Origin of the sequence: Flavobacterium sp. UBA4854 (assembly GCF_002399805.1) — a bacterium.
Lineage (GTDB): Bacteria > Bacteroidota > Bacteroidia > Flavobacteriales > Flavobacteriaceae > Flavobacterium > Flavobacterium ginsengisoli.
Genome location: NZ_DHEI01000010.1, coordinates 1 through 3,205 on the forward strand (window position 1 = coordinate 1; position 3,205 = coordinate 3,205).

The window sequence follows — 3,205 nt, forward strand, 5'->3', positions numbered from 1 at the left end:
GAACAAACTTTTAATAGTGTTCTGGCAGAAGAAAAAAGCCATTCAGGGGTTACGATACATTTATCTCTTCTGAAAAATGAAGAATCAGTTTTTATAGGTTAATATAAAAACAGTTTTTTGAAGAAAAAGGTTTGATGATTCATTTCATCAAACCTTTTATTTTTTCTAATATATAAAAAATAGGAAAATTTAATTTGCAGGTCTATCTTCTGTTCTTATTCCCCATTTTTTATTAGGTTTTGATCCCATAACAAATTCTAAAGTTCCTCCTGAATCCAAATCTGACTGCTTAATAAAGGTTTTAGTGTAAGTCTTACCATTTAGTTTTGCGCTCTGAATGTAAACGTTTTGATCTGATACATTTTTGGCAGTTACCTTAAACGTTTTTCTGCCTTGCAATTCAATTATTGCTTCTTTCAAAATTGGAGAGCCAATAACATACATTCTGTTTGCTGGATTTACAGGATAAAATCCCATTGCGCTAAAAATATACCAAGCCGAAAGTTCACCGCAATCGTCATTTCCAGAATAACCTGATGAAGTAGTATTGTACATCTTTTTCATGATATCAGCAGTATATTTTTGTGTTTTCCACGGCTGACCTGCGTAGTTGTACAAATACGCAATATGATGGCTTGGTTCGTTTCCGTGAGCATATTGCCCAATAAAACCTGAAGCATTATCATTTACTTCTTCTGGTTTATCTTCTAAGGTAAAAAATGTATCTAGTTTTTTAGTAAATAATTGATCATTTCCAACTAAGCCAATTAAGCCTTTTACATCCTGAGGAACATACCAAAAGTATTGCCATCCATTTCCTTCTGTAAACGGATAACCGCCATTAGCGCCATATTTTAAAGGATCAAATGGACCAATCCAATTTCCTTTATCATCTTTAGCTCTAAAAAAACCAATTTCTTTATCGTATAGATTTCTATAAAACTGAGAACGTTTTGTAAAATGATTATAGTCTTCTATTTTAACTAATTTCTTTGCTAATTCAGCCACACACCAATCATCGTAAGCCATTTCTAAAGTAAGTGAAACCGATTGTGATTTTAAGTTTTCTGGAATATATCCAAACTTTTCCCAGATACCAAACGGAGATCCAGGGTGTTCGCGCATTGCTGAGTTCTTAATAGCCTCGTAAGCCAAATCGGGATCAATTCCTGGTAAATTCTTCATTACTGCATCAACAATAACCGGAATGGCATGGTTGCCTATCATACAATAATTTTCCTGCCCCCATAGTTGCCAAATTGGTAAATAGCCAAAAGCTTTATAATACGCCAACATGCTGTTTACAAAATCGGCTGAACGTTCTGGCTGAATTAAAGTATATAACGGATGCGCTGCACGATACGTGTCCCACAAAGAAAAGGTAGAATAATAAGGTTTTGAAGCATTTTTAACCGTAAAATCTGCCGAAGGATAATCGCCATTTACATCCGACAAAGTATTTGGCTGAATGTAAGTGTGATACAAAGCAGTGTAGAAAATCTGTTTTTGCTCGTCTGTGCCATCAATTTTTATTTTACCGAGTTCTTTTTCCCAAACGGCATCTGCTTCTTTTACCGTTTTTTCAAAGTCCCAAGCAGGAATTTCAGACTGTACATTCAATCTTGCATTTTCTATACTTGTTGCAGAGATTCCCACTTTTACCAAAATTTCCTGCTGTTTTGAAATATCAAAATCTAATATGGCTCTTATGGCATTTCCGTTTACTATTCTGGCATTATCATAACTATTTCCGCCGTCTTTAACATGATTACGAATTATAGGTTGTGAAAACTCTGCATGAAAATATACTCTTCGCATAGGCGCCCAACCTGTTATAATGCGATATCCTTCAACTGTATGATCATTTGGAAATGCTATTTGAGAGGCAATAATTCGCGTGTTCCAATCTGATTTTTTCATCGAATGATCTAAATCGATGATAATATGGGCTTCTTTATTTTTAGGAAAACTGTATTTATGAAAACCTGCTCGTGTTGTTGCCGTTAATTCTGCTTTTACCTGATAATCTAATAATTGAACACTATAATAACCAGGTTTTGCTGTTTCATTTTTATGAGAGAATTTCGACTGATAGGCATTTTCTCCTTCAGCTTCTTTCACAATTGCACCGCTAAAAGGCATCAGCATTACATCAAATAATTCGGCTACACCTGTTCCGCTTAAATGAGTGTGGCTAAAGCCTGCAATTGTGGTGTCATTGTAATTATAACCGCAGGCTACACTCCAATCTGGTGTGCTGCGCGTATCTGGACTAAGCTGCACCATTCCAAAAGGAACTGTGGCTCCAGGAAAATTATTTCCTGACAAAGGCGATCCATCTGCAGCTCCTGTTCCAATAAAAGGATTAACATGTGAAGCAATTCTTTCTGAATTCTGCGCACTTGCTATCACAGAAGCGAATAAACTGCCTATGATTATTATGTTTTTTAAAATCATGATAAAAATTTTGTTTTAAAAAATTAATCCTGCAAACTCAGAAAAGACCTTGCAGGATTAGGGTTGTTATTAACTACAATTTAGAAGAGGTGGTTTCTTTTAATTCTCCATTCACTTTGATTTTTACTTTTTCAGGTGATGGCGACAGTATTTCGTATTGTATTATTTTACCATTTTTCCATTTCATATTTATGGTAAAATTTCCTTCTGCTTTAAGTCCTTTTACTTCGCCTTCTTTTAGCCAAGCGTCTGGCATTGCTGGCAATAATTCGATAAATCCTGCATGGCTTTGTATTAGCATTTCTCCAATTCCTGCTGTAGCTCCAAAATTTCCGTCAATTTGAAAAGGCGGGCCAGCAGAAAGCAGATTCGGATAAACTCCTCCTCCGGCTCCGTAATTGATATTTGTTGCAAGAGTTGGCCTTAAAATAGTTTTCAATAATTTATAAGCTCTGTTTCCGTCTTTTAATCTAGACCAGAAAAGCATTTTATAAGCAATTGACCAACTTGGGCCGTCGTCTCCTCTAACTTCTAAAGTTTTCTTTGCTGCTTCTGCTAAATCTGGAGTGCTTTCTGGGGTTATTAAAGAGGCTGGATATAATCCGTACAAATGAGAAACGTGACGATGTTGCGGATCAGGTTCTTTATAAGGTTTCAGCCATTCCTGAATTCTTCCGTCTGGACCAATAACTCCTGAAGGCGGTAATAATTTCAGTCTTTTTTCCAAATCATTTCGCAATTCAGAATC

The 3,205-nt window shown here is 35.7% G+C and carries 2 protein-coding genes; both read right to left on the bottom strand.

Going from position 1 to position 3,205, the window contains the following annotated elements:
• Window positions 1–189: 189 nt before the first annotated feature.
• Entirely contained in the window at window positions 190–2,457 is a 2,268-nt protein-coding gene (locus B3J44_RS00895; protein WP_286964994.1) for a GH92 family glycosyl hydrolase, read from the bottom strand.
• A 73-nt stretch (window positions 2,458–2,530) separates the two neighbouring features.
• Window positions 2,531–3,205: glycosyl hydrolase family 95 catalytic domain-containing protein (locus tag B3J44_RS00900; protein WP_349678279.1), on the bottom strand; the 675-nt coding region annotated here is incomplete at its 5' end.

Coding starts and splice junctions, on each gene's coding strand:
- B3J44_RS00895 (WP_286964994.1), bottom strand. CDS start 2,457: ATGATTTTAAAAAACATAATAATCATAGGCAGTTTATTCGCTTCTGTG.